Origin of the sequence: uncultured Jatrophihabitans sp., from assembly GCF_964246335.1 — a bacterium.
Lineage (GTDB): Bacteria > Actinomycetota > Actinomycetes > Mycobacteriales > Jatrophihabitantaceae > Jatrophihabitans.
In genome coordinates, this window is sequence record NZ_CAXTQF010000026.1 from 1 (window position 1) to 25,919 (window position 25,919).

Here is a 25,919-nt window from a genome sequence, read left to right on the forward strand (position 1 = left end):
GGCGGGCAGGCAGCCAGCCGGGCGCTCAGTCCACGTGCAGAAGGCGGGCGGGGTTGTGCCAGCAGACGGCGCGCAGCCAGTCGTCACCGAGCCCGAAGCGGTCCAGCGCGTCGAGCTGCTCGGCGTAGGCGTACGGGATGTTCGGGAAGTCCGTGCCGAGCAGCACGCGCTCACCGAGATCGCCGAGTGCGGCGACGGTGTTCGGTGCCAGCGGCATCATCGCCTCGGCGAACCGGGTGCCGACCATCGTGGTGTCCAGGTGCACGTTGGTGAATCGGCGCGCCAACGCGATGTGCGCGTCGACGTCGGGCATGCCCGCGTGCGCGATCACGGCGGTCAGCCGCGGGTGCGCCTCGAGCACCTCGCCGAACGGCCCCGCGCCGGTGTGGTTGCCCGGGATCGGCCCGTCGCCGCAGTGCACGACCACCGGCACCTGCGCCTCGGCGAGCTGGCCCCAGACGTCGTCCAGCAGCTCGTCGCGCGGGTCGTAGCCGCCGACCTGCACATGCGCCTTGAACACCCGGGTGCCGGCGTCCAACGCCGCACGCACGTACCCGGCCGCCGAGGGCTCCGGGTAGAACGTGCCGGTCGATAAGCAGTCCGGGGTGCGCGCAGCGAACTCGCGCGCCCACTCCGACAGCCACTGCGCCATGCCCGGCTTGTGCGGATAGACGAGCGCGGTGAACGTCCGCACCCCGAAGCCGCGCAGCAGCGCGAGCCGCTCGTCCTCGGGCAGCGGGTAGTACACGGGCCACGCGCGCCCGTAGTGCCGCTGCGCCGACTCGAAGAAACGCCACACCGCGTCCATGACCGGCTTCGGCATGAAGTGCGTATGGATGTCGATCAGGCCGGGCAACCCCAGCCGCTGCCACCACGCCGGGATGTCGGCGTCGTTCACTCCATGCCTTTGGACCGGCGGCCCATGGCGCGGGCGACCTCGCGGTCGGCGTCGCGCTTGGCGAGATCCTGACGCTTGTCGTACGAGCGCTTGCCCCGCGCGAGCGCGAGCTCGACCTTCACCTTGCCCTGCGAGAAGTACAGCGACAGCGGCACCAGCGTCAGCCCGCTCTCGCGCGTCTTGCCGATCAGCCGGCCGATCTCTTCCTTGTGCAGCAGCAGTTTGCGCACCCGGCGCGGCTCGTGGTTGGTCCAGCTTCCCTGCTCGTACTCCGGGATGTGCACGTTGCGCAGGAAGATCTCGCCGTCGTCGATCGTCGCGAAGCCGTCCAGCAGCGACGCGCGGCCGAGCCGCAGCGACTTGACCTCGGTGCCGGTCAGCATCACGCCGGCCTCGTAGACGTCCACGATCGAGTAGTCGTGGCGCGCCTTGCGGTTCGAGGCGATGATCTTGCGGCCCGTGTCCCGGTTGCTCGATTTCGCCTGCGCCATGGTTACAGTCTGACGTACAACCGCAACGTCACCAGCGCGGTGAGCGCGGCCAGGATGACGCCTGCGATCAGTCCGATGCCGCCGGCGATGAGCACGTCGTTGGTGGACAGGTCCGGGATGACGCCACGGTTCACCGGGCTGGCGAAGATGCCGTTGAGCACGAACCTCTTGCCCAACGCGAGCAGGCCGACGGATATCAGGCCGCCGATGACGACCGACACGATCGTCTCGAGCATGAACGGCAGCTCGGTCATCAGTCTGGACGCGCCGACCAATCGCATGATCGACGTCTCGTTCTTGCGTTGGGACGCCGCCACCTGAATGGTGTTCGCGATCAGCAGGATGGACGCGATCAACACCACGAGCGCGATGGCGATCGAGAACAGCCGGGCGCCGTCGATGATGTTGAGCAACGTGTTCAGCGCGTCATTGGCGTTCGTGGTCGTCGAGACCCCGGGCAGTTTGCCGTACTTGTTCGAGAACGGCGTGAAGTCCTTCTTGATGTCCTTGAGCTTCACGGTGAAGGACGCGGCGAGGTCACCGACCTTCGTCAGCCGCCGGACCTCGGGCGTCGACGTCCGGTCGAAGATCTTGAGCTGTTCCGCCTCGTCCACGTACGTGACCGACGAGACGGTCGGGTCGCCCTGCAGCGTCTGCCTGATCCGGGCGGTCTCGGCCGGCGTGGTCTTGTGCGCGCAGTTGGCGCCGGGGCTCGCGCAGAGGAAGACCGAGACGTCGAGCCGGTTCTCGTAGTTGTGCTTGAAGCGGCTGATCTCCTTGCTCGCGAGATACGCCGAACCGACGAAGGCGAGCGCGATCGCGGTGCTCAGCACGAGCGCGATCGTCATCATCAGATTGCGCCGGATGCCGGTCGTGACGCCGGACATCACGAAGTTCGCGCGCATGAATCCCTCACTGTTTGAGTCTTGTTGCGGGCAGCGGCCGCGGCCGCGACGGTCGAGAAGAGCGCGTCAGCGACCGACGCCGTACACGCCGCGGTTCTGGTCGCGGACGACGCGGCCTGTGTCGAGTTCGACGACGCGTCGGCGCATCGCGTCGACGATGTTGTTGTCGTGGGTGGCCATGACGACGGTGGTGCCCGTGCGGTTGATGCGCTCGAGCAGGCTCATGATGCCCTGGCTGGTGTCCGGATCGAGGTTGCCGGTCGGCTCGTCGGCGAGCAGCACGAGCGGGCGGTTGACGAAGGCACGGGCGATGGCGACGCGCTGCTGCTCGCCGCCGGACAGTTCGGTCGGCATGCGTTGCGCCTTGCCGGACAGTCCGACGAGGTCGAGCACCTCCGGCACTGTGCGCTTGATCGTGCGCGGCGGCTTGTTGATCACCTCGAGCGCGAATGCGACGTTGTCGAACACGCTCTTCTTCGGCAGCAGCCGGAAATCCTGGAACACGCAGCCGATGCGCCGGCGCAGGTCGGGCACCTTGCGCTTCGGCATCCGGCCGACGTTGCGGCTGTTCACCGATACGAGGCCGCGGCTCGGCAACTCCTCGCGCAGCAGCAGCCGCAGGATCGTCGACTTGCCAGAACCCGACGGTCCGATGAGGAAGACGAACTCGCCCTTGTCGACGTCGATGGTGACGTCGTCGAGGGCTGGGCGGGCTCCGGCCGGGTAGACCTTGGAGACATTTTCGAGCCGGATCACGAGGCGCGAGTTTACCGAACGGTTACTTACCGACCGCGGACGCTGATCGGCGCGGTCACAGGTTCACCGACAACTTGTGAGTCAGCCAACAACGGGCAATGAGTGCTCGCGCGGAGCGCTAAGAACTCCTTCGCCAGCGGATGCCGGCTTCGATGAAGCCGTCGATGTCGCCGTCGAGTACGGCCTGCGGGTTGCCGACCTCGAAGTCGGTGCGCAGGTCCTTGACCATCTGGTACGGGTGCAGGACATAGCTGCGCATCTGGTTGCCCCAGCTGTTGCTGCCGTCCTTGAGCGCGTTCATGGCGCTCTGTTCCTCCTCGCGGCGCCGTTCGAGCAGCCGCGCCTGGAGCACGTTCATGGCCGACGCGCGGTTCTGGATCTGCGAGCGCTCGTTCTGACAGGTGACGACGATGCCGGTCGGCAGGTGCGTTATCCGTACCGCGGAGTCGGTGGTGTTGACGCCCTGGCCACCTTTGCCGGAGCTGCGGTAGACGTCGACGCGGATGTCGTCGTCGGCGATCTCGACGTGGTCGGACTGCTCGACGACGGGCAGCACCTCGACGCCGACGAACGACGTCTGCCGGCGGCCCTGGTTGTCGAACGGGCTGATACGCACCAGCCGGTGGGTGCCCTGCTCGACCGAGAGCGTGCCGTAGGCGTACGGCGCCTTGACCTGGATGGTCGCCGACTTGATGCCGGCCTCCTCGGCGTAGGACGTGTCCAGCGCCTCGATGGTGTAGTTGTGCCGCTCGGCCCAGCGCGCGTACATGCGCAGCAGCATCTCGGCGAAGTCCGCGGCATCGACGCCCCCGGCCTCCGACCGGATGGTCAGCAACGCCTCGCGGGCGTCGTACTCGCCGGAGAGCAGCGTGCGCACCTCGAGCTGGTCGACGGCGCCCTGCAGCGCCGTGACCTCCGTCTCGACCTCGGCGCGCGAGTCGGCGTCGTCCATCTCCTCGGCGAGGTCCCACAGCGTCTGCGCGTCGTCGACGCGCCGGCGCAGGTCGGCCACCCGGCGGATCTCACCTTGCACGAAGGACAGCCGCGAGGTGACCTGCTGCGCGTGCTCGAGGTCGTCCCACAGGTCGGGGGCGGACGCCTGCTGCTCGAGGTCACCGGCCTCGCGACGCAGCGCGTCGACGTCCACGACCGCCTCGATACTGGCCAGCGTCGCGGACAGTTCCTTGAGGTCTGCGGGGATGTCCACGACCGCTCAGCCTACCGGCGAAACGCGCGTGTCTACGCCGCAGCCGGCTCCGACGCGGGCGCCTCGGTACCGGTGGCCGGCACCTCGTCGACATGCACGTACCGGCTGCCGCGCAGCAACGACGCGAGCGCACCGATCACCGACATCGCGATCGCCATCGCGAACACGATGACCAGGCCGTGGTGGAACGGCCCGGAGATCAGGTGGGGGAAGAACGAGTGCCCGGTCAGCGTGGTGCGGTCGCCCGCGGGCAGCGACGCAAGCGTGTGTGCGCCGAGGAGCTGCTGCACCGGGTTGTAGCCGAGGAACGCGGCGAACAGGCTGCCCACCGGCGGCTGATTGGCGACGGTCGTCGCCGCCGCGCCGGGCACGTGATGGCTGACCAACCCGGAGTGCAGGGCCGTCGGCAGCGTCGACGCCAGCCCGGCGATCATCAGCGAGAAGAAGATGCCGATCGACAGTGACGTGCCGGAGTTGAAGAACGTCGCCCGCATGCCGGACGCCGACCCGCGTTGCCGCGCCGGCACGGCGTTCATGATCGCGGTGGTGTTCGGCGCCGAGAACAGGCCCGAGCCGATCCCGTTGAGCACGAGCAGTCCGGCGAACGCCCAGTAGTTGAAGTCGACCGGCAGCAGCATCAGCCCGAGGAAGCTCAGCGCCACGATCAACAGACCGCCGGTGGCGAAGGTGCGCGCACCGAACTTGTCACTCAGTGCGCCGGACAGCGGCCCGGCCACCAGGAAGGCGATCGTCAGCGGCAGCAGGTAGATGCCGGCCCATAGCGGGGTGTCCTCAAACTTGTAGCCGTGCAACGGCAGCCAGATGCCCTGCAGCCAGATGATCAACATGAATTGCAGGCCGCCGCGGGACACGGACGCCAGCAGGCCCGCGAGGTTGCCGGCCCAGAACGCACGGATCTTGAACAGCGTCATGGCGAACATCGGCTCGGCGACGCGCGTCTCGACGATGCCGAACGCGATGAGCAGCACGACGCCGCCGATCAGCCCGCCCATGACCTTCGGGTCGGTCCACCCCATGGTGTGGCCGCCGTAGGGCTGGATGCCGTAGGTGATGGCGGCGAGCACCGCGGTGAGCCCGACGGCGAACAGCAGGTTGCCCCACCAGTCGATACGCGAACGCTGCCGCTGGCTGGTCTCGTGCAGGCTGACGTAGGACCAGACGGTGCCGACGATGCCGATCGGCACCGACACGAAGAACACCAGCCGCCAGTCGACCTCGGAGAGCAGACCGCCCACGATCAGCCCGATGAACCCGCCGGCGATGGCGGCGACCTGGTTGATGCCGAGCGCGAAACCGCGGCGCTCAGCCGGGAACGCGTCGGTGAGGATGGCGGTCGAGTTGGCGAACAGCATTGCCGCCCCGACGCCCTGCACCAGCCGCCAGAGGATCAGCCACAGGGCGCCGGACGGGCCGGTGAGCGGGTCGACGGCGAGCGCGATCGAGCCGAGGGTGAACACCACGAAGCCGGCGTTGTAGATCTTGACGCGGCCGTACATGTCCCCCAGCCGGCCCAGGCTCACCACCAGCACGGCGGTGACGACGAGGAAGCCCATCAGCGTCCACAGCAGGTAGCCGACGTTGCCGGGTTCCAACGGGTTCAGGTGGATGCCGCGGAAGATCGCCGGCAGCGAGATGATCACGATGGAGCTGTTCACCGTGGCCATCAGCACGCCGAGCGTGGTGTTGGACAACGCGACCCACTTGTACTTCGGGTGGTCGCGATCGACCGAGACGGGGTTCCACCGGCGGGTCGGTGCAGACATGCAGTCCTCTTCAACGCATTGCGGTAATGATTGTTAGCCTAACTAACGATACGCGCTCGCGGCCGTTGCCTGCCACCCGCCGTCTGCCAGGCTGACGTGGTGCGCATCGCGACGTGGAACGTCAACTCGGTGACCGCCCGGCTCCCCCGCCTGCTCGACTGGCTGGGCACCGTCGAACCGGACGTGCTGTGCCTGCAGGAGCTCAAGGTGGCCGCGGACGCGTTCCCGATCGACGAGGTCGGCGCACTCGGCTACGAGGTGGCCGCGCACGCCACCGGCCGGTGGAACGGCGTCGCGGTGCTCTCTCGCGTGGGGCTGGTCGATCCGCAGCTGGGCCTGCTGGACGAGCCCGGCTACCAGCCCGAGGACTCGATGTTCGAGGCCACCGAACCGCGTGCCGTCGGCGTCACCTGTGGCGGCCTGCGCGTCTGGTCGGTGTACGTGCCCAACGGCCGCGAGCCGACACACCCGCACTACCAGTACAAGCTGCGCTGGTTGGCCGCGCTGAACGCGACCGTCGCCGCGGAGCTGCCCGCGCACGAGCGGTTCGCGGTGCTCGGCGACTTCAACATCGCGCCCACGGACGCGGACGTGTGGAACCGTGCGCTGTTCGAGGGCAGTACGCACGTCACCGAACCCGAGCGCGCCGCCCTGGCGTCGCTACGCGACCTGGGGCTGACCGACGTGCCGGCGCGCGCGCTGAAGTACGACACGCCCTACACGTACTGGGACTACCGCGCCGGGCGGTTCCACAAGAACGAGGGCATGCGCATCGACCTCGCCTACGCCTCGGCCGCGGTGGCCGATGAGGTGACCGACGCCTACGTCGACCGGGACGCGCGCAAGGGCACCGGCCCGTCGGACCACGCGCCGGTGGTGGTGGATCTGCGCGACTGAGCGCCGGCCGGCTGTCCCCGGCCGGCTGGGTTCGCGCGTCGGCCGGGTGTCCGGTCCGGCCGGGTCTGTACGGCCCTCCGGAGAAACGCCCAGAATCTTTCGCCTGGACGACACATTGTTGGCGTTTCCCGGACCCCCACATATGGGCTCCGGCCCGCCGTCGGCCACCCGCACCGACTGCCTCAGCTCACGCGGCCGCGGGCCTCGGCCACGGCGTCGCGGATCGGGCGGCGCAGCGGGTCGCCGTGGCCGGGCAGCACGAGGTCGGCGTCGAGCGCCGCCAGCGGGTCGAGCGCCGCCACGACGTCGCCGTGGTTGAAGAACGCGGGCAGCAGCTGCGGGCCCGTCCCGCGCAGCAGCGCGTGAGCGGTGACGAGCCCGTCCCCGGTGGCCACCGCGCCGGCCTGCGGCAGCCAGTACGCGGTGTGCCCGGACGTGTGGCCGTGCGTCGCGACCGGCACCGGGCCGCCGGGCAGGTCGAGGCGGCCGTCCGCGCCGGCGGCGGGGAACGGCTGCGCGTGCGCGACGGCGACGTCCTTCGTCGCGCCGGCCCGCATGATGCGCAGCACCCACGGCAGGGCGCCCGGACGCCACAGGTTGCGGACTACGTCGCGCTCGTTCGCCTGCTCCAGGTGGTCGCGGTGCGCGTGCCCGACCTCGACGGCGTCGGTGTACGCCGGCACGCCGTAGCGCTCGAGCAGCCGGCCGGCGGCACCGATGTGGTCGACGTGCGCGTGCGTGATCAGCAGCGCGCGGACGTCCTCGGGGCGCGCACCGATCTCGCGGACCGATGCCTCCACCGCGTCCGCGTCACCGGGATAACCGGCGTCGATGAGCGTGACGTCGCTGCCGTCGCGCAGCAGCACCCAGTTGGTGTCGGTGCCGGTGGCGGACCACACGCCATCGGCTACCTGCGTGACGTGCGGGCTCGATGACGGCATGGGCCGATCATGCCGTGCAGCCGGCGACGCCACACCCGCTACTGCAGGTCGGCGCGGGCGGTCGAGTGCGCGACATGGCGCACCGTGCGCCGATCGAACAACCAGCCGAACGTCAGCGACACGTGCTGCACACAGGTCAGCCCGATGCGCTCGTCGTCGTCGGTCAGCCGCACCCGCACATGCACGACCCGACGCTGCGGATCGCGGGCGAGGTAGTCGTCGACGGCCGCGCCGACGTTCGCGAACCGGACCGACGTGGTGGATGCGACGACAGCGCTGCGGTCGAGATCCACCGAGCTCGCCGCGGCGGCGGTGGCCGCGCCATCACATACGTCCTGCAGATCGCGCTGCTGCACGAACGCCTGCCCGAGCGCGATCGACCCGGCGATCATCAGCAGCGCGATCAGGAAGAAGCCCAGGATGAGCGGGATCGTCGAGCCGCGGTCACCGCGACTCATCGCGCGAACACCCGGAAGTCGTCCACGCCGGGGTCGTCGAGGTAGGGCTGCAGCGGACCGAACCCGGCCACCGCGTCGAGCACGGCGCGCGAGGCCGCAGCGGCATCCCCCATCGCCGGCAGCGTCGCGGTGATCGACCGGTCGCGGTAATCGCCGATCACCTCGTCGACGAGCACGGCGACGGCCTGCGGCTCGGCGGTGGGATCGATGCCACGGCGGCGGACCAGCTCGCGCACCTCGGTCTCGAGGATGGCCAGCGCCGACGTCATGACCACCCCTCCACCCTGGTCAGTCGATCACCGTGATCGGCCGAGACTAGGGCTGATCAGCTTCGCGCGCGACCCTTGACGGTGATCTGTGGACGAACGGCCGAACCCCTGTGACCAGAGGGGCGGATGAGCCGTCTGCCTACCTCCCGAGCGCAGACCGCGTCCCCCAACCAGTGACACGGCGACCGACGTTGTCGGTCAGGAATGCAAGTCCCGCTCGTTCAGTCGACGCAGGAGAATGTCCACGGAGTCCGCGGTGCCGAGTAACTGGACCTCTCCCGAGCTGAAGACGGCGATCGGTCCGTTCCCGGCTATTGCGCTGGAGATGTTTCCGGTCTGGACGTAGTCCTTGCTGTCGTAGAGGAACAGCCAGCCCTGGGCGAACTCCTGGGGAGGTTCGAGGACCACAAGGTCGACGCCGAGAGCGGCTTGCCGCGCGCCCACGATGACGTCGACGATCTTTCGCGCATCGTCGACGGCAAGCACTTTCGGTCTCCCAGGTCATCGGGTGCGCAGCAGGATTTCTACAGCCCTGTCCATACCCCGCACACCACAGCTCCCGTCGCGTCGCGCACGCTGACACCGGGGACGATCGGCCGACGACGCGACCGGGAGCGGCGCCTCAGGCCGCCAGCCCGACGGCGGCGCGCAGCTCGCTGCCCGTGCGGTCGCTCGGATCGGCCGGCACCAGCTCGAAGCGCATGCCGAGCTGGACGGCCGCGCCGTCGTTCGCCGCGTTGTCACCGACCATCACGCAGGCGTCCGGTTGGACGAACAGTTCCGCGCAGGCGAGATCGAAGATCGCCGGATCGGGTTTGAGCAGCCCGCGCTCGTCGGAGAGCACCAGCGAGTCGAACGCGTCGAGCACGCCGTACCGGTCGAGCACCGGCCGCGGGTCCCACCCGATGTTGCTGACCAGCGCCGTCGGTACGCCCGCCGCAGCGAGATCGCGCAGCGTGCTGACGGTGTCGGCGAACGGCGACCAGGCCTGCGGCGAGATCGAGTAGTCGTAGAGCGCCGCAGCCTGTGCAGCCGTGAGACCTGCGCGCTCGGCCAGTCCCGAGTACGCGCGACGGTGCGCGTCACGGGACAGGTCCCGCTCGTGCCACGCGTCGGCAAGGTCCGCGGGCAGGTCGTGCGCGACGCCCACCCCGTTGTAGCCGCCGCGGCGTACCACCTCGTCGGCCAGCGGCACGAACTGTTCGCCGAGCACCGCCGCGATGGCCGACCCGGCCGGCTCGATGTGGAACAGCGTGCCGGTGAAGTCGAACAGTGCAGCGGCGGGCAGCGGCATGGTTGCCCAGTCTCGTCCACGGCCCACAACTGCCGCACCGTGGGCCAAGATGTCCTCATGTTGGGTCTCGAGATCGTCGTCGTGTTGGGCGTCGCCCTGCTGCTGTCCGGCGCGCTCGCACAGCGTTATCCCGTCGCACCGGCGTTGCTGCTCGTGCTGTTCGGCGTGCTCATCGGGTTCGTGCCGGAGCTGCGCCGTGGGCAGTTGCCGCCCCAGGTCGTGCTGCTGCTGTTCCTGCCGGCGCTGCTGTACTGGGAGAGCCTGACCACGTCGCTGCGCGAGATCCGCAGCAACCTGCGCGCGGTGGTGCTGACCAGCACCGCGCTGGTCCTGGCCACGGCCGCGGCGGTGGCCGCCACCGCCCACGCGCTGGGCCTGCAGTGGGGGCCGGCATGGGTGCTCGGCGCCGCCGTGGCGCCCACCGACGCCACGGCCGTCGGCACCCTGGCCCGCGGGCTGCCGCGCCGCGAGGTCACCGTGCTGCGCGCGGAGAGCCTCGTCAACGACGGCAGCGCGCTGGTGATCTACGGCCTGGCGGTGGGCGTCACGGTCGGCGAGCAGCATCTCGGCATCCCGCACGTCACGTGGCTGGTGGTGCAGTCCTACGGCGGGGGCCTGTTGGCCGGCGGAATCATCGGGTTGATCAGCTGGCAGCTGCGCCGCCGGATCGACGACCCGACCCTCGAGAACATCGCCGTGCTGGTGACGCCGTTCGCCGCCTTCCTGCTGGCCGACTCGGTGGGCGCCTCCGGTGTCCTTGCCGTCGTGGCGTGCGGGCTGCTGATGAGCCAGTTGGCGCCGCGGATCACCGGCGCGGCCGCCCGCCAGCAGAACACCGCCTTCTGGTCACTGGCGACCACAGTGCTCAGCAGCGCGCTGTTCGTGCTCGTCGGCCTGCAGGCGCAGACGGCCGTGCGGGGTCTGGCGAGTGCGTCGGACGGGCGCGCGGTCGGCTACATCTTCGCGGTGACGGGCGTTGTGATCGGCGTGCGCTGGGTGTGGTTGTACACCACGCCGTACCTCATCCGGATGCTCGACCGACGGCCGGCACAACGGCTACGCCGCGTCGGCGCGCGGCAGCGGACGGTCAGCGCCGTGACCGGTTTCCGCGGCGCCGTCTCGCTGGCTGCCGTACTCGCCGTACCGCGCACGCTGCACTCGGGAGCGCCGTTCCCCGACCGCGACCTGATCGTGGTCATCACCTGCGGCGTGATCGTGCTGACGCTCCTGCAGGCACTGGTGTTGCCGAGCGTCATCCGCTTCGCACGGCTGCCCGTCGACACATCGGTCGACGAGGAGCGGCACCTTGCCGAGATCAGCACCGCCGAGGCCGCGTTGGACGCGCTGGAGGAAGCGGCCGCGGAGCTGGGCACCAACGAGCAGGTCCAGGAACGCGTGCGGCACGAGCTCGACAAGAAGCGCAAGCTGCTGGCCGCCGACGGCGCCAGCGACGACCCGCTGGTGCAGCACCACGACCAGTACACCGCGCTGCGGCTGGCACTGCTCAGCAGGCAACGCAGCGCGTTGGTGCAACTGCGCGATGCCCAGCGCATCGACGACATCGTGCTGCGCCAGGTGCAAGCCGTCCTGGACACCGAGGAGATCCGGCTGTCGCGCGCCGCACCCAGCGAATAGGTCGCGGCCGACCCGCGCCTTCCCACCCGAGATGGTCGCGATCCGCCGCGCGAGCGCGACCGTCCCGGGTGTGAAGGCGGACAGGCGGGCGCCTCAGGTGATCGGCTTCGTGCGCAGCGACGCGACGAACAGCGCCAGCCCGAAGATCCCGCCGACACCGGCGATGACGAACGTCTCGCGTGCGCCGATGCCCGCGACCAACGGGCCGCCCGCCGCGTAGGAGATGCTGCTGCCCACCTGCGCGGCCGTCGCGACGACGCCGAACACCCGACCGACCATCGGTGCCGGCACGATCCGTTGCACATGAGTGCTCATCGCGACGTTCTCCAGGCCGTTGCCGACGCCGGCGAGGGCCTGCGCTCCGCCGGCGAGTGTCAGATCGGGTGCTCCGGCGGTCACGAGCGCGCCCACCACAGAGGTCGCGCTGCCCGCCACGAGCAGGCGAGACGCGGAACCAGATCGTCGGCGCACGCTGAGCGCGACGGACGCGAGCAGCATCCCGACACCGAAGCAGCCCTGCACGAGTCCGAACACCGTTGCCGAACCGTGCAGGTCGCTGCGCACCAGGAAGACGATCGCGACGTTGTCCAGGCCGGCGAACGCGACGAAGACCAGCACGCCGATGACGAGCGAGCGCGGCCCGGGCGCGTGCCGCACGTATCGCAACCCGGCGACGGTCGAGGCCCACAGCGGCTCCGCGGGGCCGGCGGCGCGGTCGGCCACCAGCCGGGGCAGCCCGGTCAGCAGGACGGCGGACAGGACGAACGTCGCCACATCCAGCGCGAACGTCAGCCGGACTCCGCCCAGCCCGACCAGCAGACCGGCGAGCACCGGACCCAGCGCGATCTGGAAATTGAACGCCGTGCCGATCAGCGCATTCGCCCGCGGCAGCTCGTCGGCGTCGACGAGCGCGGGAACGCTGCTGGAACTTGCCGGGCCGAAGATCGTCGCGAACGACGACGCGACCACGACGACGAGCACCAGCGCCCACATCGGCGGCACCCCGACGATCAACACCGCCATCGCCGCCGCCTGCCCCAGCTCGGCGATCAGCATCAGCCGGCGCCGGTCGACCGTGTCGGCGATGGCGCCGGCGACCGGCCCGAGCAACCGGGGCAGTGTGCTGGCGAGCAGGACGAGGGCCACGGCGGTGCTGCCCCGGTCCGCGGTCACGAGAACCAGCGCGGTGCGCGCCGCTCCGTCGCCCGTGAACGACACCATCCGCGACGCCCACAGGCGACGAAATCCGCGGTGCCGCAACGGGCCGGGGCCGGCGCTGCGTACGGCGGTGCTCGTCATGGTCACCAGACTTGCCGCCGAGCGACGAACGCGCGAACATTTCGGCTACAGCCGAAACCAACGAGAGAGCTCGGATGGCCGTCGTACTACGTTTCTCACCCGCCGCGATGGGCTCGTGCCGCTTCGCGGTGTCACCGCTGCGGGAGACCGCCGCAGCGGTGCGCCTGCTGGCGACCGACCGCGCGGCGGGCTTTCACGAGCCGTGGCTGCGCGCCGTCGCCCCGGCACTGGAGAGCCTCGACCTGACGCCGCTGATGCTGCTCACCCCTCGTCGCACGTGGGGCGCGGACTTCATCACCCCGCCGCCCACCCGGCCCGTTGCACGGTTCGCCACCGAGCTCAACCAGGTGCGGCGTACCGACCCCGCCGTGGTCAGACAGGAGATCGACCGCTGCCTCACCGAACGCTTCGGTGCGCGTCGACCCAGCTCGGCCCGTGTGCTCGCCGGCGACGGTACGGCCGCACGGGACCTGTGCGCCGACCTGCTCGAGACCGCGTGGAACGTCCTCGTGCGGCCGTGGTGGAAACGCATCAGGCAGGTGCTGCAGGCCGATGTCGCCTACCGCGCACAGGCCCTTGCCCAGAGCGGGCTCGCCGCCGTGCTCGGCGACCTGCATCGCAACGCACGCTGGTCGCGCAATGCGCTCACGATGGAGATGAATCTGGACGTGGAGCGGCGCGTCGGCCACGAGGGTGTGCTCCTCATCCCGGGCGTCTTCAACTGGCCCGGTCTCGGTGTCGCCTACGACCCGCCGTCGCCGCCCACCGTCGATTACAGCGCGCGAGGCATCGCGGCCGTGTGGCAGTCGACGCCACCCGACCCGGAGCGGCTCGGCCGGTTGATCGGCCGGCGGCGCGGCGTGCTGCTCGCGGCGCTCGACGAGCCCGCGTCCACGACCGGACTCGCGGCGTCGTGCGGCCTACCGGTCAGCAGCGTCAGCGAGCAGCTGGCGATCCTGCGCGACGCCGGCCTGATCGAGACGTGGCGGATCGGCCGCAGCCTGCAGCACGCCCGCACGCCGATCGGCACCGCGCTCGTCGAGAGCGGATCCGGGCCGACGCAGGACTGAACCCGGGTGCGCACAGGTGCGTTACGCATACTGACGCGCCACCGCTGGACGTGTCGTTACCCGATGTCCACCTCTGCGAGTGAGAATCAGTACCTGTCACGCCGTGTCCGGCGTGGTGGCGGCAGAAGGGGCCGAGGACGGGAGGGCACCGCATGGGCGCGACGCCGCTCTCCGGTTCCGTCGTGCCCGCACGGCGTCGCGCCACGTCAGGCCGGCGGTGGGCGTTGCCGCTGGCCGGGTGCGCGGCCGCCGTGGCCGCCGTGGCCCTCGTCGCCACCGCGCCGTCGGCGCTCGCCGACACCGCATGGGGCAACAGCGGTGCCTTTTACTCGGGCGGGATCACCTGCCGGCTCGGCAGCAATACCGAGGTGCCGATGGCCACGTGGGACGTCGACGGCGCGTCCCCGTTCGCCACGGCCGACGTGTCGGAGACGAACGGCGCCTACGGGCCGGCGCCGACGTCCGGATCCGCCACGACGGCACAGCCCGGCGACGCCGGACTCGATCAGGGCGAGATCGGCGCGACCGCTTATCTGATCGCGCACCACGGCACCGGATCCGGCGCCACCGTGGCCGAGGTGAGCGCCGACATCGCGGCCGCGGCCGGCAGTGGCGGTCTGCAGTCGCGCTGTCTCGGTCAGCACGGCACCAGCCGCGCCCGCGCCCGCGCGCTCTACGCGCAGGCGCAGCGTTACGCCGGCCCGTACAAGATCGCGTTGTCGCTGCCGACGCGCGCGCAGCCGGGCAAGCCGGTGACGGTCGGCGCGCGGGTGACGTCTGCTGCAGGCTTCCCGACGCCGGGCATCGGCGTCACCTTCGCCGCCGACGGCGGGACGGCGGCTGCGAGCACCGCACGCAGCGGCGTCGCCACCACCACGTTCACCGCGCCGAGCGCTCCGGCGACGCCGATCACCGCGACGATCTCCGAAGCGGTGTCGTTGACGTACTACACGACCAACCCCGGCGCGGTGACGACTGCGGCCCCCACCACGACGTCGGCCACCGGGACGTTGGTGCCCGTGCTGCACCCGACGCCGCACGTCAGCGTGCACTCGCCCGGCCTCGTGCTGCGCGACGACACCCCCACTCCGCAGGCGACGATCACCGGCACCTACGGCTACTCCGGCGCCGGGTCGATATCCGCAATCGGGCCGCTGCATCCGGACGACAAGGGCTGCTCGTCCTTCGGCTCCGCCGACTACGCGCGCGCGCCGGTGGCATGGAAGGGCAACTTCGGCTTCGTCGGTGACGGCACCTACGACGCCGGGCAGACCTCGCAGCTGCCGGCCGGCTGCTACGCCGTCACCGCCTCGATCAGCACGACGAACACGTCACCACCGGCCAAGGCAAGCGCTGGCTACGGATCGAAACTGATCGTCTCGGGCGTGCACCTGAGCGAGTCCGCGGGCCCCGGCGTGGTACCGAGCGACGGTCTGGCCGCCACGATCACCGGCACCGGCACACAAGGCGCGAAGATCAGGACGACAATCACCGTCCACGGGCCGCTCACGCCGGTCAACGGTTCGTGCAGCAGTGACCTCGAGTGGAGCGCGGCACCCGTGCAGGCGGTGTCCGACCCGGTCAGGCTGACCGCAGCCGGTGCTGCCCCGGCCAGTGCGGCCCCGTCCGCATCACCGAGTCCGGCATCGTCCGCACCGTCCGCTGCACCGCAGCCCGGTGTCGTCGGTGCCGCAATCCCGCTGCCGCCGGTGTCCGCCGTCGGGTGCTACGCGCTGAGCAGCCGCAGCGTCATCACGCAGGACGGACTATCAATTGTCGAGGAACCGCACGTCGGCCAGCAGGGCAGCACGACCCTCGTCGCCCGCCCGACGTTGCGCATCGCCGACGGCGACTACGACGGCGAGGTCGGCAAGCCGATGACCGGCACGATCACCGTCACCGGGTCCTATCACTGGCCCGGCACGCTGACGGTTGGCCTCGTGTCGGCGCCGCGCACCGACGTCGGCTGCCGCGACGCGACCTTCGTGCAGGCGGTCACGACGCAGTCGGGTCCCGTCGTCACCTCGTCGACCCGCGGCGACGGCGTCGTGCGCTTCACGACACCGCGTGCCCGGCAGAACCTGTGTTACGCGGTCACCGCCGTGCTGCGGCTGAAGGTGAACCCCGCAGTGCAGGCGACGTCGCCCGCCCCGTCGACATCCTCGGTATTCCTTGCCGGCGTCGTCCTCCATTCGCCGAAGATCTCCGGGACGGCGGGCGGCGACGGCGACGCGCTGGGGCAGACCGCGATCGCCGGCGGCATCTCGCTGCTGCTCATCTTCGCCGTCGCGTTCGTGGTGATCGCGCGGGCGTACGTGCGACGCAAGCAGTACGCGATCTGACGTGTCCGTCGCCACCTGATCGCGCCGGACGAGGGCCGGCCGGCGAGACCGGGTAGGAACAACAAGTGAGCGCAGCAGACGTCGACACCCGACTCGAGGCCGCGATCGGCGACCTGCTCGCCGGCCGCGACGGAACGATCTGCCCGTCCGAGGCGGCTCGCGCGGTCGGCGGCGACGAATGGCGCGAGCTGATGGACCGCAGCCGCGCCGCCGCGGGACGCCTTGTCGAGCGCGGCCAGGTCGAGATCACGCAAGGCGGCAAGGTCGTCGACCTCGCCACCGCGAAAGGACCGATCCGCATCCGGCGAAAGCAGCGCGGCGAGGGACCTGCCCGGTGAGCCACGTCATCGAAACGCCGACGCGCGCCGCGTCCGGCCGAGCGATTCCCGAAGGCGCGGCTAGGGTCGGCGCCATGGTGTTGGGGCGCATCACCGACACCGTGGACACGTTGTTGGATCGCACCATCGTTCCCGGCTACTCGCGGATCGGATTCGCGGTGCGCCGCACGTGGTGGGCCGCCGACCTGCTGCCCGGTGCGCTGGACGGCCGCACGGTGGCGATCACCGGCGCCAACTCCGGCTTGGGCAAGGCCACCGCGCTGTCCGCCGCCGGGCTCGGCGCCGCGGTGCGGATGCTGTGCCGCGACACCGAACGCAGCAGCAGCGCGCGCGACGAGATCCTGCGCGCAGTGCCCGGCGCGCACATCGTCGTGGACGAGTGCGACCTCAGCGACCAGAAGTCCGTGCGTGCGTGTGCGGCCGCGTTGCGTGACGAGCTGCCCGGGCTGCACGCACTGGTACACAACGCGGGAGCGATGCCGCCGACGCGCACCGAGACCGAGGACGGTCACGAGCTGACCGTTGCCACGCACGTGCTTGGCCCGCACCTGCTGACCGGCCAGCTGCGTTCCCTGCTCGCCGCCGACGTCGACTCGCGGGTGGTGTTCGTGTCCTCGGGCGGCATGTACGCGCAGCGCCTGCGCATCGACGACCCGGAGTTCCACGAAGGCGATTACGACGCCACGGCCGCGTATGCGCGGACGAAGCGCATGCAGGTCGTGCTCGCGCAGCTGTGGGCGGTGCAGCTCGCCGAGCAACACGTTGCGGTGCACGCCATGCACCCGGGCTGGGCGGACACGCCGGGAGTCACCGACTCCCTGCCGCGGTTCGCGCGGCTGACCGGGCCGATCCTGCGCACCGCCGCGCAGGGCGCCGACACCGCCGTCTGGTTGCTGGCGGCCGACGCCGCGGCGCGCACGACCGGCCTGTTCTGGCACGACCGCCGCCCACGCCCGACCGACTACCTGCCGTTCACGCGGCACGACGCCGACGCCGCGGCGCGGCTGTGGGACTACTGCGAGGTCGCCACCCGCTGAGCCGTCGCCCACCCCTTCGCTGATCAACAGCACGGATTGCGCACCCGGGCGACCAGAATTGCCTGTTGATCACGGGTATGAAGGCGGGTCAGGCGGTGCGGACGGCGGGTCAGGCGGTGCGGACGGCGGGTCAGGCGGTGCGGACGGTGGCCACGGCGGCCACGGCGGCGCCGACGAAGGGCGCGGCCTCGGCGTCGGCGGCGAGCTCGACGCGGGGCAGCGTGGAGTCCTGCGCGCCGACCCGGAACGGCGGACCCAGGACGTCCCACGACGCCGACATCGACCCGCCGACGACCAGGACCTCTGCGCCGAAGCGGCAGACGCAGTCGCCGACGACTTGGCCGAGCGCGCGCATCGCGGTGTCAAGTACCCGCCGAGCCAGCGGCAGCCCGGCGCGTGCCTGTTCGGCGATCTCGCGGACGTCGGCCTGCGGATCCCCGCCGGCCGCCGTGAACGCCCGACGAATCGCGCGCCGGGACACGGTGTCCTCGAGCGGTGCGCCGTCGAAGCTCATGCGGTGCATCCGGCCGCCGGGCGGCATGCCGGGATCGACCACGACGCCGTCGACGAGCCACGCCGAACCGATGCCGGTACCGAGCGTCAGGCCGGCGCACCGCGTGGTGCCGGCCGCCGCGCCGTCGGTCCATTCCCCCAGTAGGAACGCGTCCGCGTCGTTGACGAAGCCGATGGTCGGCGACAACGCAGGCGTGAGTGCGGCGCGCACGTCCACGCCGTTGAGCGAGGTGAACTTGCCGACGCCCTCGAACAGTCCGATGCCGTGGTCGTAGTCGAACGGGTCCGGCATGGCGATGCCCCACGGGGCGTCGGACGGCACGTCGACGCGCGCTGCAGCGGCGGCGAACTGGGCGATCAACTCGTCGGCACCGGCGTCGCCGTCGAGGTGCAGGCGCGCCGTCGGCCCGACCAGCCATCCGTCGGTGTCGACGGCAGCGGCCGAGACATGCGTCCCGCCGATCTCGAGGACGCCGACGACACTGGCAACACCGGCAGCGGTCACGTCGGCCAGTTACTGCGCGAGCTTGTACTCACGCAACAGACCGCGGCTGATGATCGTCTTCTGGATCTCCGAAGTGCCCTCGCCGATGAGCAGGAACGGCGCTTCGCGCATGAGCCGCTCGATCTCGTACTCCTTCGAGTAGCCGTAGCCGCCGTGGATGCGGAACGACTCCTGGGTGACCTCGGCGCAGTATTCGGAGGCGATGAGCTTGGCCATGCCGGCCTCGACGTCGTTACGGGTGCCGGCGTCCTTCAACCGTGCGGCGTTGACCATCATCAGGTGCGCCGCCTCGACCTTGGTGCCCATCTCGGCGAGCTTGAACGCGATGGCCTGGTGGTCGGCGATCTGCTTGCCGAACGTCTTGCGCTGCTGCGCGTACTGCACGGCCAACTCGAACGCGCGGATCGAGATGCCGCACGCGCGCGCCGCCACGTTGACCCGGCCGACCTCGACGCCGTCCATCATCTGCGCGAAGCCGCGGCCGCGCTGATCCGCGCCGCCGAGCACGTCGTCGGCCGAGACCTGCACGCCGTCGAGGATCATCTCGGTGGTCTCGACGCCCTTGTAACCCATCTTGTCGATCTTGCCCGGGATGGTGAGCCCCGGACGCGTCTCGCCGAAGCCGGGTTCCTTCTCGATCAGGAACGTCGTCATGTTCTTGTAGACCGAGTCCGCGCCCTGATCGTCCTTGACCAGGGTGGCCACGACGCCGGCCCGCGCGCCGTTGGTCAGCCACATCTTCGAGCCGTCGATGGCGAACCCGTCTTCCTTCGGCACAGCGCGGGTCTTGATCGCCGAGACGTCCGAGCCGAGGTCGGGTTCGCTCATCGAGAACGCGCCGCGGATCTCGCCGGTGGCCATCTTCGGCAGCAGCCGCTGCTTCTGCTCGTCGGTGCCGTGCTGGGCGATCATGTACGCGACGATGAAGTGCGTGTTGATCACCCCGGACACCGACATCCAGCCGCGGGCGATCTGCTCCACGACGAGCGCGTACGTCAGCAGCGACTCGCCCAGGCCGCCGTACTCCTCGGAGATCGTCAGGCCGAACAGCCCCATCTCACGCATGCCTTCGACGATCGCCTCAGGGAACTCGTCCTTGTGCTCGAGTTCGGTGGCGTACGGCAGGATTTCCTTGTCGACGAACGTCTTGACCGCCGACAGGATCTCCTGCTGGATGTCGGTCAGTCCGGGCGTCTGGGCGAGGCGGGCCATGCGAAACCTCCAGAAGTGCTTTCCTGCAGTATCCCGGCCGCAGGCCGCGACGTCATGTTGCGTCGACGTATCTCACAGGCCGGCCGCACGCGGCTCAGGAAGGCAACTTCACTGTCTGGGACGCCGGCGGGGCCGCTGCGGTGAACGGCTTGTTCCAGTCGGTGAAGGTCAACGTGCCGGCGCTGCTGCCCTTCGAGACCAGCTTCATCGGGTACGGCGTGCCGCTGGCGGCGACATCGATCGAGCCCTGTCCGCTGCCGTCGCTGTAGGTGGTCGTGGGCACGCCGGCGACGCTGCCCGAACCGACCCGGCGCACGCTCGCGGCGTCCGCAGAGTCGAAGTCGGATGCGAAGGAGTCGATCAATTTCTGTCGGTCGGCCAACTGGCCGAAGTCGCTGCCTGTCGAGGAGTTCGCAGGCGCCTTGACCCATTTCCCGCTGACGATCTTCAACACCGCGGCGGCGTTCTTGCCCGCCTGCTTGCGGTAGAACGCGTCCGGCGCCTTGAAGTACACGGTCTTGGCCAAAATGATCAGTCGGATCTTCGAACCGGCCTCGGTGACCGAGCCCGCGGCGCCGTTGCTGCCGTAATGGATGTCCAGCGCGACGGCCGTACCGGAGTCCGTCCCGGCACCGGCCAGGCGCACCGTCTTCGCACCGCGCGCGGCCGCCAAGGAGGCCTTGATGACCGCGGCTGCGCTCACCGAAGTCGACGACGACGCCCTGGACGACGGCGCAGGAGCCGAGGACGTCGGCTTGGCAGCGGTGGATGCCGAGCCCGAGCCGCTTGTCCCGGAGCAGCCCGCTACGGCCGTCGCGCCCACGATGAGCAGGACACCTGCAGCGGCTCGCACCGTGTTCGTCATGCCGCAACCCTAGGCGGCCCACAGGCTCGGCCGGCCCATCCTGGCGCGGTGTGGCCCTTGCCTCGACGCCGACGTGGTCACAGCGCGACGGCGCACCCGGCTGCTAGCGTCCGAAATTCGGGCCAGGACGGCGCCGGGAGAGGGCACAGCATGCGTAGCGCCAAGGATTTCTTCGTTCCGCTGGCCGTCGGCGCGCCGGCACCGTTGCACGAGATACCCGCACGGCCGTCACGCGCGATCCACTTCTTCGATCCCAGCAACGCGAAGATGGCGGCCAAGGTGCCGGACATGGCCGGCACCGTCGACGTGCTCCTCGGCAACCTCGAGGACGCGATCAAGGTCGAGAACAAGCAGGCCGCACGCGACGGCCTGGTCGACATCGCGAAGTCCACCGAGTTCGGCGCTACGCAATTGTGGACGCGGATCAACGCCTTGGATTCGCCGTGGGTGCTCGACGACCTGACCACGCTCGTCCCGCAGATCGGCGACAAGCTCGACGTGATCATGGTGCCCAAGGTGCAGGGCGCCGAGGACATCCACTACGTCGACCGCATCCTCGCGCAGCTCGAGGCGAAGGCACAGCTCGAGCGCCCGATCCTGGTGCACGCCATCCTCGAGACGGCGCGCGGCGTGGCGAACATCGAGGAGATCTGCGGCGCGTCGCCACGCATGCAGGGCCTCTCGCTGGGGCCGGCCGACCTCGCCGCCGACCGTCGGATGAAGACGACCCGCGTCGGCGGCGGCCACCCCGGATACCTCGTCCGGCAGGACCCGATCGACGGCGACACCTTCGGTGACCGTCCGACGTATCAGCAGGATCTCTGGCACTACACGATCGCGCGGATGGTCGACGCGTGCGCGATGCACGGCATCTACCCGCACTACGGACCCTTCGGCGACATCGCCGATGTCGTTGCGTGCGAGGACCAGTTCCGCAACGCCTACCTGCTCGGCTGCGTCGGCGCGTGGAGTCTGCACCCCAAACAGATCGCCATCGCCAAAAAGGTGTTCAGCCCGAGCGTCGAGGACGTCACGCACGCGCGGCGGGTGGTCGCAGCGATGGGCGACGGCAGCGGCGCGGTGATGCTCGACGGCAAGATGGAGGACGACGCGTCGACCAAGCAGTGCCTGGTCATGGTGCAGCTGGCCGAGCAGCTCGCCGAGGTGGACCCGCAGCTCAAGGCCGCCTACGACGCGATCGAGATCTGATGGGCGACGACGAGATGTTCCGGCCGCGGCGTTCGGTGCTCTACATGCCGAGCTCGAACGCAAAGGCACTGGAAAAAGCGAAAACGCTGCCGGTCGACGCGATCATCTTCGACCTCGAGGACGCCGTCGCCCCGGACGCGAAGTCGGCCGCGCGCGATGCGGCCGTCGCAGCCGCGCGCAGCGGCGAATACGGCCGGCGCGAGCTGACCATCCGGGTCAACGGCATCGGTACCGAATGGCACGATGCCGATATCACCGCTGCGGCGCAGGCCGGTCCGGCTGCGATCGTCGTGCCGAAGGTGAACAGCGCCGACGAGGTGCGCGCGCTCGTCGAGGCGATCGCGGCCGCGGGCGCACCGGAACACACGTCGTTGTGGGCGATGATCGAGACCCCGCAGGCGATCCTGCACGCGGGCGAGATCGCCACGGCATCAGACCGGCTGACCTGCCTGGTGCTCGGCACCAACGACCTGGTCAAGGAACTGTTCGCCGAGCACGTACCAGGACGGGCGCCGCTGTTGACGAGCCTTTCGCTGGCGGTGCTCGCCGCGCGGGCGGCCGGCGTCGTGATCCTCGACGGCGTGTACAACGACGTGCGCGACAACGAAGGCTTCCTCGCGGAGTGCGCGCAGGGCCGCGCGATGGGCTTCGACGGCAAGACGTTGATCCACCCCGGCCAGGTCGACGGCGCCAATGCCGCGTTCGCGCCGTCCGAGCAGGCCGTCGAGGAGGCCCGCGGCATCCTCGAGGCGTGGGAGGCGGGTGCGGGCTCCGGCGTCGTCACCTACAACGGCCGGATGATCGAGAACCTGCATGTCGCGACGGCCGAACGAACGCTGGCTGTGGCGCAGGCCATCGCCGCCGGGTAGTGCCTTGGCGGCCGGGGTCCATGTCGGATCCCGGCCGCCGCAGCGATTCGTGCGCCGGCGTCGGGGGGTGTGCTACCCCCCCGCGCGCCGCCCGTTACTGCTCGCTCAGCTGACGCAGCCGCACGCGGTACCGACCGCGTGCGACACGGTGCTCGTCATCGAGGCGTTGCCACCGTTGCCCGACTGCGTGTTCGACCCGGTGTTGCTGTTCCCCGAGTGCGTGCTGTTCGAGCTGTTGGTGTTGGTGCTGTTGCCTCCGGTGTCGCCCCCACGGCCACCGTGGCCGCCGTGCGTGCTCGAGCCGTTGGCCACGGACCCACCGCTCCCGCCGTTGCCGGTCTTGCCGGAGTCACCCGAGCCCGACTGCGACGTCGCGTCGGATTTGCCGTTGTCACTTCCCGAGCTCGAACCCGTGTCCTTCGAGCAACCGCAGTTGCTCGGGCCGGAACCCTTCGGCGGAGCATTGCCCGACTTGCTCGACGAATCGGCCTTGTTGCCGCCTGTCGAACCGGAGTCACCCGACTTGCCACCGTTGCCGGCCTTGTTGGTGTTGGTGCTGTCGGCCTTGCCGCCGTCGCCCCCACTACCGCCCTTGCCGGTCTCGGTGTCGGACTTGTTGGTGCTGTCGCCCTTCGCCGTCGAGGAACCGCCGTTGGTGTTCGACGACGCCGAACTGTCGCCACCCTTCGCGGAGCCGGAGCCGGACTGGTCCGAGCCCGACTGCTTGTCGGAGGGGTGCTGGCTGCCGGAGTCCTGCTGCGACGATGTGCTGTCCGCATCTCCGCCCTTGCCGGACTGCGTGTTCGACCCGGTGTTGCTGTCACCCGACTTCGTGTTGTTCGAGCTGTTCGTCGAGGTGGAGTTGCCACCGGTGTCGCCACCGCGGCCACCGTTGCCGCCGTCGGTCGACGACTGGTTGGCCACCGAACCGCCGTTCCCACCGTTGCCGGTGTCGCCGGAGTTGCCCGACGTCGAGTTGGCGGAGCAGCTCGCGTTGCCGGTCACCGAAACGGCGTAGCAGTTCGAACTGTTGTGGCCGGTGTTGCCGGAGTCGCCCGACTTCCCGCCGTTGCCGGCGGTGTTGTCGTTGCGACTGTCGGCGTCGCCGCCCTTGCCGCCCGAACCGCCGTCACCCGTCTTGGTCGTCGACTCGTTCGAGCTCGAGCCGGTGGCCGACGAGTTGCCGCCATTGGTGCTCGAGTGGGCGTCGGAGTCTCCACCCTTCGCCGACCCGTCCTTGTCCGACGAGCCGCCGTTCTGGCTGCCCATCATGGACGGCACGCTGGCCGGGCCGTAGGTCGGCCGGTCGTCGTACATCCACGGCGGGCCGCCGTTCGAACGGGTGACCTGCGACCAGATCGACCCGTTGCCACCATTGCCCGACGTGGTGTTGGACCCGGTGTTGCTGTCACCCGACGACGTGTCGTTCTTGCTCGTCGTCGAGGTCTTGTTCCACCCGGTGTCGCCGCCACGACCACCCTTACCGCCAGCGGTGCTCGAGCCGTTGGCCACCGAACCCCCGTTGCCTCCGTTGCCGGTGGCGCCGGAGCTGCCCGAGCCGGTGCTCGCGGACCCGGTGCTGTCGCCGCCGGGCCCCCACGGTCCTGGGCCCTGCTCGCCGCATCCGCAGCTGCCGGACCCTTCGGGGTTGGAGCCCTCGTACGCAGGCGGAGCGCCGTTGTACGTCGAGCCGCCCTTGTCCGGTCTGCCCTTGTCCGGGCCCGCATTCGAGTCCGCCGAGTTCTTCCCCGTTGAGCCCGAATCGCCGGAGGACCCGCCGTTGCCGGCCTGATTCTTGTTGTCGCTCTTCGCTTTACCACCGTTGCCGCCGGACCCGCCATCACCGGTCTTGGTGTGCGACGTGTTCGAGCTGGTACCGGTGGCAGACGAATTGCCGCCGTTCGTGGTCGACTGCGCGGTCGAGTTACCACCCGCGGCGGTCAACGTCGACATCATCGAACCGAGCGATGGGCCCGACCCTGACGATGGTGGCGACATTGTCACCGCGTCGGCTGCTGTCTGCGTCAGCATCCAGCAGCTGGCGGCCCCGATCGCGACCGCAGCCGCGCGGGTTTGCCAATTACCTTGCATGATCGTTTCTCCGAATCTGAATGTGATGGGAACACGGGACGGCCCTGGAAGCCGTGCCGTGGGGGCCGACCGACTAGCTGCCGGCGGCCGGAGTCAGATCCGAAACGATCAACCGGGACGCGTGGGAATGCGCTCGGCACGCGACAGCAGGCCCCAGGCTGCATCGCGCACGGCCCGCCCGTTGCGCCACAGCGCAATGCGGACCGCTTGTTGCGGCGAGACTGCAACCAGTCCCGCACCACCGCTCGGGCCGTTTCGCGCAGCGACTGGAGCACCAGCCGCGGCCGGCGGACCGAACGGTCCCGACGGACCAGGAGCACCTGGACCGGTCGGAAGTAGCGGGGTCGTCGTCGATGACGACCGAGAGGACGACAGGGCGAACGGGCTGGTCAGCGCCGGGCGCGCCGGGTGCAGCCGAGACCCCGACGCTATAGGCGCTGCACCGAACAGGATTGTCGCTGCCGGCATCGTCGCCGGCGTCTCGCCGACTACACCGGCTGCGTGCGACGTGGGTGTCGCAGCATCGGCGTTGGATGCGGACGTCGTACCGGACGCGACGGCGCCACCGGTGGGCGGGCAGTCCGCGGATTGCGCGTTCGGTCTGGCCGCAGTCGTCGTCGGAACCAACGCATCCGTGGCCGTTGCAACGGTCTTCGCTGCAGAGTGCGCCAGCGATACGGCGAGGTCGACCGGAACGGTCACCTTCGCGATCGAACCGACGGCAGGAGCAGCGGTCGCGGCCGTTCGCGCCACGACGCGCACGACGGGACTTGACGCTCGGCGGACCGCACTGGTGATGTGCGATGTCGGCTTCGTCGTTACGACAAGCACGTTTGCTGTAACAGCAAGGTGCTCCGCGACGGTTGCCACCGGCTTCTTGGCCGCCCGGGTGACCGGCGTAACCACATGGGATGTTGAAGCCACCGTCGACGTGACGACGGCATGCGCAGTCCCGACGAGAGATCGTTTCGCCGGATGCGTGACCGGTGCCGCCGCGTGGGTGACCGGTGCCGCCGCGTGGGTGACCGGTGCCG

26 protein-coding genes are annotated in these 25,919 nt (G+C 70.0%); 10 read left to right on the forward strand and 16 right to left on the reverse strand.

Features of this window, described 5'->3' with window-relative positions; translation table 11 throughout:
• Nucleotides 1–25: 25 nt before the first annotated feature.
• The 6 genes from ACFFCN_RS09475 to ACFFCN_RS09500 form a co-directional block, all read right to left on the reverse strand.
• Entirely contained in the window at nt 26–898 is an 873-nt protein-coding gene (locus tag ACFFCN_RS09475) for an amidohydrolase family protein (protein ID WP_375491013.1), read from the reverse strand.
• Nucleotides 895–1,389, reverse strand: a complete 495-nt coding sequence (gene smpB / locus ACFFCN_RS09480; RefSeq protein ID WP_375491015.1) for an SsrA-binding protein SmpB — start codon at nt 1,387–1,389, stop codon at nt 895–897. Before smpB ends, ACFFCN_RS09475 begins: the two co-directional genes overlap by 4 nt.
• A 2-nt stretch (nt 1,390–1,391) precedes the next feature.
• A complete protein-coding gene (gene ftsX, locus ACFFCN_RS09485) occupies nt 1,392–2,294 on the reverse strand; it encodes a permease-like cell division protein FtsX (RefSeq protein WP_375491017.1) in 903 nt (300 codons plus the stop codon).
• 66 nt (nt 2,295–2,360) lie between these two features.
• Nucleotides 2,361–3,050, reverse strand: coding sequence for a cell division ATP-binding protein FtsE (gene ftsE, locus ACFFCN_RS09490; protein WP_375491019.1), 690 nt, complete (start codon nt 3,048–3,050; stop codon nt 2,361–2,363).
• Nucleotides 3,051–3,168: 118 nt separating this feature from the next.
• On the reverse strand, nt 3,169–4,257 hold the full coding sequence (prfB, locus tag ACFFCN_RS09495) for a peptide chain release factor 2 (RefSeq protein ID WP_375491021.1): 1,089 nt from the start codon (nt 4,255–4,257) through the stop codon (nt 3,169–3,171).
• Nucleotides 4,258–4,289: 32 nt separating this feature from the next.
• A complete protein-coding gene (locus tag ACFFCN_RS09500; protein WP_375491022.1) occupies nt 4,290–6,041 on the reverse strand; it encodes an MFS transporter in 1,752 nt (583 codons plus the stop codon).
• A gap of 99 nt (nt 6,042–6,140) precedes the next feature.
• On the opposite strand from ACFFCN_RS09500, the gene ACFFCN_RS09505 reads away from it, so the two are divergent.
• On the forward strand, nt 6,141–6,938 hold the full coding sequence (locus ACFFCN_RS09505) for an exodeoxyribonuclease III (RefSeq protein WP_375491023.1): 798 nt from the start codon (nt 6,141–6,143) through the stop codon (nt 6,936–6,938).
• Nucleotides 6,939–7,120: 182 nt separating this feature from the next.
• Here ACFFCN_RS09505 and ACFFCN_RS09510 read toward each other — a convergent pair whose 3' ends face one another.
• The 5 genes from ACFFCN_RS09510 to ACFFCN_RS09530 all read right to left on the reverse strand — a co-directional run bounded on the left by ACFFCN_RS09510 (nt 7,121) and on the right by ACFFCN_RS09530 (nt 9,900).
• A complete protein-coding gene (locus ACFFCN_RS09510; protein ID WP_375491024.1) occupies nt 7,121–7,879 on the reverse strand; it encodes an MBL fold metallo-hydrolase in 759 nt (252 codons plus the stop codon).
• Nucleotides 7,880–7,917: 38 nt separating this feature from the next.
• On the reverse strand, nt 7,918–8,337 hold the full coding sequence (locus ACFFCN_RS09515) for a pilus assembly protein TadG-related protein (RefSeq protein WP_375491025.1): 420 nt from the start codon (nt 8,335–8,337) through the stop codon (nt 7,918–7,920).
• Nucleotides 8,334–8,606 (reverse strand): hypothetical protein, encoded by a 273-nt coding sequence (locus ACFFCN_RS09520; protein ID WP_375491027.1) that lies wholly within the window; start codon nt 8,604–8,606, stop codon nt 8,334–8,336. The genes ACFFCN_RS09515 and ACFFCN_RS09520 overlap by 4 nt, the downstream gene beginning before the upstream one ends.
• Before the next feature lie 198 nt (nt 8,607–8,804).
• Nucleotides 8,805–9,092, reverse strand: a complete 288-nt coding sequence (locus tag ACFFCN_RS09525) for a YrhB domain-containing protein (protein WP_375491028.1) — start codon at nt 9,090–9,092, stop codon at nt 8,805–8,807.
• 136 nt (nt 9,093–9,228) lie between these two features.
• A complete protein-coding gene (locus ACFFCN_RS09530) occupies nt 9,229–9,900 on the reverse strand; it encodes an HAD family hydrolase (RefSeq protein WP_375491030.1) in 672 nt (223 codons plus the stop codon).
• Nucleotides 9,901–9,957: 57 nt separating this feature from the next.
• Here ACFFCN_RS09530 and ACFFCN_RS09535 point away from each other — a divergent pair, with 57 nt between their 5' ends.
• Complete coding sequence (locus ACFFCN_RS09535; RefSeq protein WP_375491032.1) at nt 9,958–11,535, forward strand: Na+/H+ antiporter; 1,578 nt, start codon at nt 9,958–9,960, stop codon at nt 11,533–11,535.
• A 93-nt stretch (nt 11,536–11,628) separates the two neighbouring features.
• Here ACFFCN_RS09535 and ACFFCN_RS09540 read toward each other — a convergent pair whose 3' ends face one another.
• Nucleotides 11,629–12,834: an MFS transporter gene (locus ACFFCN_RS09540; RefSeq protein ID WP_375491033.1), complete on the reverse strand. Its 1,206-nt coding sequence runs from the start codon at nt 12,832–12,834 to the stop codon at nt 11,629–11,631.
• A gap of 74 nt (nt 12,835–12,908) precedes the next feature.
• Here ACFFCN_RS09540 and ACFFCN_RS09545 point away from each other — a divergent pair, with 74 nt between their 5' ends.
• The 4 genes from ACFFCN_RS09545 to ACFFCN_RS09560 all read left to right on the forward strand — a co-directional run bounded on the left by ACFFCN_RS09545 (nt 12,909) and on the right by ACFFCN_RS09560 (nt 17,621).
• Nucleotides 12,909–13,904, forward strand: a complete 996-nt coding sequence (locus ACFFCN_RS09545) for a DUF5937 family protein (RefSeq protein WP_375491035.1) — start codon at nt 12,909–12,911, stop codon at nt 13,902–13,904.
• A gap of 152 nt (nt 13,905–14,056) precedes the next feature.
• Nucleotides 14,057–16,246 carry an Ig-like domain-containing protein gene (locus ACFFCN_RS09550; protein WP_375491037.1) on the forward strand — a complete coding sequence of 730 codons (2,190 nt, stop codon included), beginning with the start codon at nt 14,057–14,059 and terminating at the stop codon, nt 16,244–16,246.
• 65 nt (nt 16,247–16,311) lie between these two features.
• A complete protein-coding gene (locus ACFFCN_RS09555) occupies nt 16,312–16,584 on the forward strand; it encodes a DUF3253 domain-containing protein (protein ID WP_375491038.1) in 273 nt (90 codons plus the stop codon).
• Nucleotides 16,585–16,658: 74 nt separating this feature from the next.
• Complete coding sequence (locus ACFFCN_RS09560; protein ID WP_375491040.1) at nt 16,659–17,621, forward strand: SDR family NAD(P)-dependent oxidoreductase; 963 nt, start codon at nt 16,659–16,661, stop codon at nt 17,619–17,621.
• 130 nt (nt 17,622–17,751) lie between these two features.
• Here ACFFCN_RS09560 and ACFFCN_RS09565 read toward each other — a convergent pair whose 3' ends face one another.
• The 3 genes from ACFFCN_RS09565 to ACFFCN_RS09575 all read right to left on the reverse strand — a co-directional run bounded on the left by ACFFCN_RS09565 (nt 17,752) and on the right by ACFFCN_RS09575 (nt 20,554).
• Nucleotides 17,752–18,639 carry an ROK family protein gene (locus ACFFCN_RS09565; RefSeq protein ID WP_375491042.1) on the reverse strand — a complete coding sequence of 296 codons (888 nt, stop codon included), beginning with the start codon at nt 18,637–18,639 and terminating at the stop codon, nt 17,752–17,754.
• A gap of 9 nt (nt 18,640–18,648) precedes the next feature.
• Nucleotides 18,649–19,851, reverse strand: a complete 1,203-nt coding sequence (locus ACFFCN_RS09570) for an acyl-CoA dehydrogenase family protein (protein ID WP_375491044.1) — start codon at nt 19,849–19,851, stop codon at nt 18,649–18,651.
• A 94-nt stretch (nt 19,852–19,945) separates the two neighbouring features.
• Entirely contained in the window at nt 19,946–20,554 is a 609-nt protein-coding gene (locus ACFFCN_RS09575) for a hypothetical protein (protein WP_375491046.1), read from the reverse strand.
• On the opposite strand from ACFFCN_RS09575, the gene ACFFCN_RS09580 reads away from it, so the two are divergent.
• The 3 genes from ACFFCN_RS09580 (at nt 20,535) to ACFFCN_RS09590 (ending at nt 22,794) form a co-directional block, all read left to right on the forward strand.
• Nucleotides 20,535–20,729, forward strand: a complete 195-nt coding sequence (locus tag ACFFCN_RS09580) for a hypothetical protein (RefSeq protein WP_375491047.1) — start codon at nt 20,535–20,537, stop codon at nt 20,727–20,729. The two genes, ACFFCN_RS09575 and ACFFCN_RS09580, sit on opposite strands and share 20 nt — an antisense overlap.
• Nucleotides 20,730–20,866: 137 nt before the next feature.
• A complete protein-coding gene (locus ACFFCN_RS09585; RefSeq protein WP_375491049.1) occupies nt 20,867–21,925 on the forward strand; it encodes an HpcH/HpaI aldolase/citrate lyase family protein in 1,059 nt (352 codons plus the stop codon).
• Nucleotides 21,925–22,794, forward strand: a complete 870-nt coding sequence (locus ACFFCN_RS09590; RefSeq protein WP_375491051.1) for an HpcH/HpaI aldolase/citrate lyase family protein — start codon at nt 21,925–21,927, stop codon at nt 22,792–22,794. The genes ACFFCN_RS09585 and ACFFCN_RS09590 overlap by 1 nt, the downstream gene beginning before the upstream one ends.
• A gap of 105 nt (nt 22,795–22,899) precedes the next feature.
• Here ACFFCN_RS09590 and ACFFCN_RS09595 read toward each other — a convergent pair whose 3' ends face one another.
• Nucleotides 22,900–24,738 carry a hypothetical protein gene (locus tag ACFFCN_RS09595; protein WP_375491053.1) on the reverse strand — a complete coding sequence of 613 codons (1,839 nt, stop codon included), beginning with the start codon at nt 24,736–24,738 and terminating at the stop codon, nt 22,900–22,902.
• Between the two features lie 676 nt (nt 24,739–25,414).
• Between ACFFCN_RS09595 and ACFFCN_RS09600 the strand changes: the two genes are divergently transcribed.
• Nucleotides 25,415–25,919: hypothetical protein (locus tag ACFFCN_RS09600; RefSeq protein WP_375491055.1), on the forward strand; the 505-nt coding region annotated here is incomplete at its 3' end.